Source organism: Pseudoalteromonas sp. SR44-2 (assembly GCF_014163745.1).
Taxonomy (GTDB): domain Bacteria; phylum Pseudomonadota; class Gammaproteobacteria; order Enterobacterales; family Alteromonadaceae; genus Pseudoalteromonas; species Pseudoalteromonas distincta.
The window spans coordinates 154,206-161,957 of record NZ_JACJDW010000006.1; the positions used below are offsets into that span (position 1 = coordinate 154,206).

The following is a 7,752-nucleotide window of genomic DNA, read 5'->3' on the forward strand; positions in this document are numbered from 1 at the left end:
GTGTGTAAATGCCACCGTATGGTGGCATTTTTTTGTTTCAATAGTTATAGACTGTAATAAGCGCATTTTGAATAAAGGCATGGCTTATAGGTGCTAACTTATAGGTGTGTAACCGGGTAAATTATCAAAATCTATCTCATCTAACTGCTCTGGATCTGCATACTCGTTGATATAATTTTTATAAACCTCTGACTCAATAAAAATAGCAAAAATATCACCATCAAGATGGTTTTTAGCAACCATTGACCCTAAAATAAATAAACACTCACTGACCGGTTTTGCTTTTTTGTAGGGTCTGTCTACTGCAGATAGCGCTTCAAAAATATCCGTAATAGCCATTAACCTTGCAGGCACCGACATTTGCTCTTTGGTTAAACCTCTTGGGTAACCAGTACCATCAAGTTTTTCATGATGACCTAAAGCATATTCAGTAACATTGCTTAAGTGTTTAGGAAACGGCAGGGCATCTAAAATATTTTTAGTTACATCCATATGACGCTTCATTACTTCACGTTCGGCTTCGGTTAGCGTGCCTCTTCGTATTGTTAAGTTTTCAACTTCATCAGCTGAGAGCAATGGTGTATTAATATCATTAATAACGAGTTGGTATTTGTTTGCAATGCGTTCAATGTGCTCAAGTTCTGCATCACCTAAAAACTCGCCCCCTACATTAACACGCTGTAATAATGCACGGTCTAATGCCAACTGTTTAAGCTCGGTATCAAGTAGGCGTTCAAATTGTTGAACTTCGATAGGCTTTTGCAGCTTCATCGCACAGATGATCTTTTGCTGATACGCTATTTTTAAATCTCGGCTAATTATTTCAAATTTAGCATCTACATATTTTATTCGATCAAAAATAGTTTCTAGTTTTGTCGACTTTTCCATGATGTGATCGGGAGTCGCTATTTTCCCACAGTCATGTAACCAGCCAGCTATATCAAGCTCATGTCGGTCAGCTTCAGTCATCGAAAATGAAGCCAAAGGACCTATATTTATATCATTAACGGCATCAGCTAGCATTAACGTGAGTGCTGGCACTCGTTTACAATGGCCACCGGTATGAGGAGACTTTTCATCTATTGCCATCGCAATTGTTTCAGCAAAGGTCGAAAAGAGATCTTCCATTCCCTTAATTAGTGTTGAGTTAGTTAGCGAAATAGCGCCTAAAGAGGCAAAAGATCGAATTAGAGTGACGAGCTCTTCACTAAAAGGAATGTTTTTATTTTGCGCATCTTTTACATTTATAAGCTGGATTACGCCAATAATGTCATCTTCATGATCTTTTAAAGGAATTGTTAGCATGGACTCAGAACGATAACCCGTGCGAGCATCCATTTTGCGTGCAGCGCTCATATCAAAAGGCAAGGCATCATACACGTCAGGAATGTTAATCACTTCCCCTGTATTAACAGAATGCGCAACAATAGCAGTGTCATTTGGTTTGCCATCAATAAAAAGATCTATATTAGGAAAATCAACAGGACCACCTAACGTGCCACCTAAATAAAGATTTAATGACTTGTTTATTACCGTTTCAAACTTGAGTTGTCTGTTTGGGGTAATAGAGTAAATGCTGCCAGCATCAGAATGTGCTATCGACATTACAACTTGCAGTATTTCATCAAGTAACTTAGACGAGTTTTTTTCGGTTGTTAGTCTAATGCTAATATCGATAAAGTGCTGAAGATTTGTTTTGTCTTTAATGTGCTGTCGCATATGTTTACTACTTTTGAGTATGTTTGAAGGCACCATTCCAATCCTTAGCTAGTGTTTGCAAATCAGTGCCCTTAATACGTTCAATAAAAATGGCATAAATGTTGGGGCTAAATACGGTTGTACTGCGTAGTTCTTTAAATAAGCTAAGTGCTTGTGGCCAGTTTTTATTATAAAAAAGCGTCATGGCCTGCTGCGACTTTTTAACTTCATTTAACTGCTCTTCATCGAGCTTATCTGTAAAGTTTATAGGTTCAAACAACTGTACAGCGGCTGTTTTACCAACAACTTGCACTTTATCTATTAAACGAAATGAAATATGAGGGCATTTTTTCATCGTCTCTTCTGTAACAAGAATAGCTACGCCATAAAATTTGGTCAAGCTTTCTACTCTAGCACCTAAATTAACAGTATCACCAAGAACTGTATAGGCTTTACGGTAAACCGAACCCATATCACCTACATTCATGTCGCCAGTACTTAAACCGATACCTATTTTTATTGCAGGCTGGTTGTTTTCTGCAAATAACTGATTTATTTTCGTTAACCCGTTGATCATAGACATCGCGGCTTCAACACCATGGCGAGCGTGGTTTTCATCTTTTAGTGGGGCATTCCAAAATGCCATCACCATATCGCCTACGTACTTATCAATAGTTCCGTGATGATCAAATATGATTTTGGTAATAGCTGTAAGATATTCGTTTAAATATTCACTTAACTGATGAGGCGACATACTTTCTGATAGTGAAGTGAAACTACGAATGTCGGCAAACAACACCGTCATATTTTTTCGCTCACTTTTTTGAGATAAACTTTTACCTTGCAGTATCATTTGGTTTATACGCTCAGGAGGAACATATTGGTCAAACATAGATTTTATTTTTCGGCTGTGTTTCATTTCAGCGATAGAGCCTACAATGATGTAATAACCGGCTAATATAATGATGAGTAAAAGAGGCATTAATAAAGGTAAACTAATTTTTTGTACTGACCATAAATAAACGTTTAAAAATATAACGACACTTGTGACTGTAAGAGACAAAACAATAATAAAACGTGCGCTCTTAGCGTGGCTAAAAAACGACAGTACGCAACCCGTCAATGCAATGATGAGTAAGCTTGCTCCCTGTGACCAATTAGGTTTAGATGGCAGTAGCTCTGGGTGCATTAACCCTTCAAATATATTGGCATGAACCTCCACACCAGGGTATTGCAGACCAACAGGTGTTGATCTTAAATCAGCAAGCCCTACGGCGGAAGTACCAATAAAGGCTACTGTGCCTTCTAATTCATCTAAACCAATTTTTTTGGTCAAAATATCGGTAGCCGAATAATAGGGGAAGCTATGCGCACGCCCTTTGTAAGGAATTAATATTTGCCCATACTCATCAGTTTGAATCCACTTATCTTGAAACTTTATACCTTCGAATAAGGTTATACCATCTAACCTATTGGAACGGGTTTCTATGTTTTCAGCAAGGGTATAAAGTCGAGCAACTTCAAGTGCTAAAGAAGGATAAAGCTTATCGCCAACTCGATTTATAAGAGCTGCTTTACGTATAAAGCCATCTTCGTCAATATGTGCATTAATAAAGCCGGTGCCCGTTGCAGCATTTTGTAACTGTGGAATATTTACAATAGCACCAGGAAACTGGTTTATTTGTGAATTAGTGTGCTCTTCGCTTGTCCATACAACACTGTTTTTAGCTGGCAAGTTTTGATTAGTCAGTTGTTCATCAATTAGTAAAAAACCAAGAACAGTATCATTTTTAGATAATGCGCTTGCTAGTTTTGTGTCTGCATCGACTTGTTTAGTAATTTCAGCAAAGGGGATGGTGTACTTTTTTGATAAATCAGGAATTTCAGACATAATTTTTGTAACAGGGTTTTCTTCCTGTTCAGAAAAAAATATATCGAATGCAATAACAATAACACCTGCATCGCTAAGCTTTGTAACAAGGTCTGCTAATTTTGAGCGACTCCAAGGAAAGCGTCCTTGTTCTTGCATGCTCTTTTCATCGATATCAATTATTACAACGGTTTCATCTATGCGCCTAGGCGTCTCTGAAAGCGTCAGTAATAACCGAGAGTCGTATATTATACCTTCTACACGGTTAACTAACTTTGCAAGCGACCCAGTTGAAAATAACTCTATTGATGCAATTAATAATGTAATAACAGCGCCAATAAAAAAATGCTTTGAGGTAATGGGTTTTAAGAAGCTAATGAGTAACGCTCCTTGATAGACTAAAAATCAAAAACTCGTCCTTCTCGGCCGCATTCTATTTTTACCTGTTGAGCGTACTGCGTGTGTAAATACTTTTCTATAGCGACTAACTGTTCATCGGTTCTTGATGGATCGTGGCTAATAATAATCACATTTTTAATACTCGCTTTTATAGCAAGCTCAGCAACCTGATCTATGGTGCTATGACCCCAACCATGCTTAAGAGGCAAGTCTGCATCTATAAATTGAGCATCGTGAATTAGTAAATCAGCGCCTTCAATAAAATTGCTCCATTCGCAAATACTTGTGTTTACCTTGTCCGGTGGGTTTAGCTCATTGTCGGTAACGTAGGCTATCTTTTTTTCATCTGCTTTAATGCAATAAGCAGTACCGCCACCAGGGTGATTCAGTGGAGCAGTCGAAACCAAAAAACCGTTAAGTGTAAATTGCTTTTGAGACGATAAATCAGTATTTAGCGTAATGCTGGCAGGTAAATCCTGATAACACACAGGAAAGTACGAACCACTCATTTGCTTTAATATGGCATCTTGGCTTTTTTTATCATCAACGTTGCCAGCTACAATGGTTATATTGCGGTTGGGTTGGTAGATAGGTTTAAAAAAAGGAAACCCTTGAATATGATCCCAATGATTATGCGTTAGTAAAATATTGATAGGACTTTGTGTTTCTAGTAAACGTGCACCGAGTTCTACAATACCGGTACCAGAGTCTAAAATAAGATCTTTACCGTTGTTTTGTTCAATGTACACACATGAGGTATTTCCCCCAAAAATGTGTGTATTACTTCCAGCTGAAGGCATCGAGCCTCTAACACCAAAAAATTCAACTTTCATAATTTAAGGCTAAGCTCCATCTGCTTCAAAATTGAATTTAGAAATACTAACATTGTTAGAGTTAGTGTCATTACAAGTGCTACTTACAACAACTTGGGTATCATTTTGCAGGATGATTGAAGTAAATACATGCGTACTGACACATTGACTTGCTTCATAAAATCCGACACCACTGGCTCCAAACGTATTATCTAAAGTACCGTCAGTTAAAATGCGCGCTAACATTCCTTTATTGTTAGCCTTGCCTGCTAAAATAAGTTGATTGCTGCTATCTAGCGCTGCACCACTTAGCTCAGTGTTACCGGTTGAGGCCAAAGTATATTCACCGACACCGTTTACGGCAAAGCTAGTATCAAGCGTACCCGTAACAAGCAACCTAATAACATTGGCTTTATTTGGCGAATCAATAAGGTTTGCTATTAAATATAACTTACCCGTTGTGTCAGTTAAAATCTGCACTATTTTATTGTCGGTATCTGTAGTTTCCTCACCTACATATTTAAAGATTTCAGTACCGTTTGAGCTCAACTTCAATGCGATTAGCTTTGAAGTGCCACTTAATACTGATTTACCACCAATGAAAATATCTGCATTGTCGGTATGTACGCGGTTATAGTACTCAAAAGCTGAGCCTATGATACTTCCGCCAGTGCCAAAGTTAGGCTCTAGAGTCCCTTCTGGCGTCAACATTATAACGATTGGGTTAGGAGTACCACTTGTTACTATTGACCCAACAGTAATAATGTTACCGCTGTTATCAAGTGCAATATCTGTCAGGTCTACCAATTCTGCGCCGCTGACAGAAGTTGTATATACACCATCTGTTGCAAATGAAGTGTCTAAATTACCAGACTGTTCAACTTTAGCTATAAAGCCCGCTTCACCATTTTCACTATTTTTAGAGCCTGTAATAACTAAATTGCCGTCGTTTTGCTCGGTTAAAGCAACACGCGTCTTACTCAAATCTATGGCGATTTCTTTATGGCCACTTTCGCTAAAGCTAGTATCGATATCACCCGCACTCGTAAAGCGTGTTAATACTAACTTAGTAATTGAGTCCAATTTAGCCGTTGATGCAAGAATGTATTTACCAGCATTAGGGCCATTGCTAAGTTGTAAAACGTGCATTGATTCATCGTTAGTCGCATCTACTAAATTATTAAAGGTAGAGTAACCATTGGTTTCAAAGTTACTAAATAATGTGGCTTGACTGTCTATTGCTGCAATAAACGGTTTTGTACTTGAATCATCATTAACACCAGCTACCCAAATAGTGTCATTAGGGTCGATAGCTAAACTGTTGGCAAATTGCTTACCACTTATACCATCAATTATATTAATGCCGGAGGTGCCATAGGCATCATCTAAAGTACCTTCACTATTAATCCGTGCTGAAAATAATTTTTCTGAGACCGATACGCCAGTAGTCCCCGACAAACTAATACCATTGTTGATGGGCTCGTGTTTAATTCCCGTAATCTTAGCGCCGCCATCACCATTTCCACTATCATTATCAATATCATAAATTGCAATGCCTGCATTACCAAAGGTGGTGATTAGTTCCCCATCTTTATTAATAGCTAATACCACTGCTTCTTTTTCACCGCTGGTTCTTGTTACATACCCACCTGCGAAGGCAGTAAATTCAGAATCAGCAACTCCGCCTACAGCAAAAAGTTCGTCGTCTTTATTATTATCTGATATATCAATTATTAGTGCTGAGCCACCATTAAAGTTATTGTCATTATCGCCATCAGATTTTAAATAACGAATTAGAGAGTCTTTTGTTCCCTCTGCACTGGTAACAGTCCCTACAACTAAGTAGTCGGATTTATCAAAGTTCTTAATTGCAAAGCCTTCATCATCTCGATTAGCGCCGCTAACATCGACAATAGCTGGAGTAGAATTCTCAAAATCTAGATCTGATTTTTTGTAATGTATCCATAGGCTATCGTTTTGAGTCCCATCAAAGTGTTTACCTACAGCCAGTATTTTATCGTCATCAATTTCAAGGTCATTAATAACGGTAGTACTATTAAGCGTTGTACACTGAATACCTGCGCCACTTTCACCGTCGTCATCATCATCGTCATCATCCGAACCAGTGCTTAACGTTCCAGCGAGATCCATTTTAAGTATACAAGCTTCATTATGGGTGCCATCAAAACTCGAATAGGCAATGAAAAGATCTGTACCGTCAGAAATAATAGCTGTGGCTTCCTCATCTTGATCTAAATCGAGTATTTTAGTGCCGGTGTTATTAAAGGCAGTATTTATATCACCATTATTTGAGTAAGAGACAATAAGAAGGTCTTTATCAGCATTGTTGGTAAAACCAACAAAATATAGGTTGCCATTAAGCTCAATACTGTCTTTAAACTCACCACCAGAAAAAATGTTCGAAAGATCAAGCTCTCCTGTAATTGGGCGGCCAAATGTCACATCTTCAGTTGGAATAAGAAGTTCAACTTCATCAGTAATATTAACGGTTATGTTAACGTTTGAACTTTCATTAGGTGTGCCATCATCAGTTATAGTCACATTTAAGATATATTGATTAGTTGTTTCAAAATCAAATGGGCTTTCACCTACGGTTGATAAAACACCAGAGCTACTATTAATTTCAAATGAAGCAGTGTCACCGCCAGTTAAACTATAAGTTAAGGTCTGGTTCTCAATATCTGACGCGCTAACAGTCCCAATGATGTCGCCATCTGTAGCATTTTCACTAATACTAAAACTTTGAACCGATGCTACAGGTGCATCGTTAACCTCAGTTATGGTAATAGCGACTGTGGCTGTATTGGTTCCACCATTATTATCACTTACAGTATAAGTTACCGTGGCGAGTCCATTGGTATTCGCAGCTGGGGTATATTGAATTTGATTGCCAACTACTGAGGCTGAGCCAATATCAGCTGATGCTGCGCTTATGACAAGGCTATCGCCATC

At 38.2% G+C, this 7,752-nt stretch carries 4 protein-coding genes; all 4 read right to left on the bottom strand.

Translation table 11 applies throughout. The annotated features are described in order from the left end of the window. Positions 1 to 93 precede the first annotated feature (93 nt). Positions 94 to 1,755, bottom strand: a complete 1,662-nt coding sequence (locus H5115_RS05715) for an HD family phosphohydrolase (RefSeq protein WP_182754118.1) — start codon at positions 1,753 to 1,755, stop codon at positions 94 to 96. Continuing rightward, on the bottom strand, positions 1,727 to 3,946 hold the full coding sequence (locus tag H5115_RS20320) for an adenylate/guanylate cyclase domain-containing protein (protein ID WP_310736282.1): 2,220 nt from the start codon (positions 3,944 to 3,946) through the stop codon (positions 1,727 to 1,729). Before H5115_RS20320 ends, H5115_RS05715 begins: the two co-directional genes overlap by 29 nt. A gap of 20 nt (positions 3,947 to 3,966) precedes the next feature. Further along, the gene (locus H5115_RS05725; RefSeq protein ID WP_182754121.1) at positions 3,967 to 4,800 is read right to left on the bottom strand and encodes an MBL fold metallo-hydrolase; all 834 of its coding nucleotides are present in this window, start codon (positions 4,798 to 4,800) and stop codon (positions 3,967 to 3,969) included. Positions 4,801 to 4,809: 9 nt separating this feature from the next. Then, a partial coding sequence (locus tag H5115_RS20210) for a cadherin domain-containing protein (RefSeq protein WP_259396332.1) occupies positions 4,810 to 7,752 on the bottom strand: 2,943 nt, incomplete at its 5' end.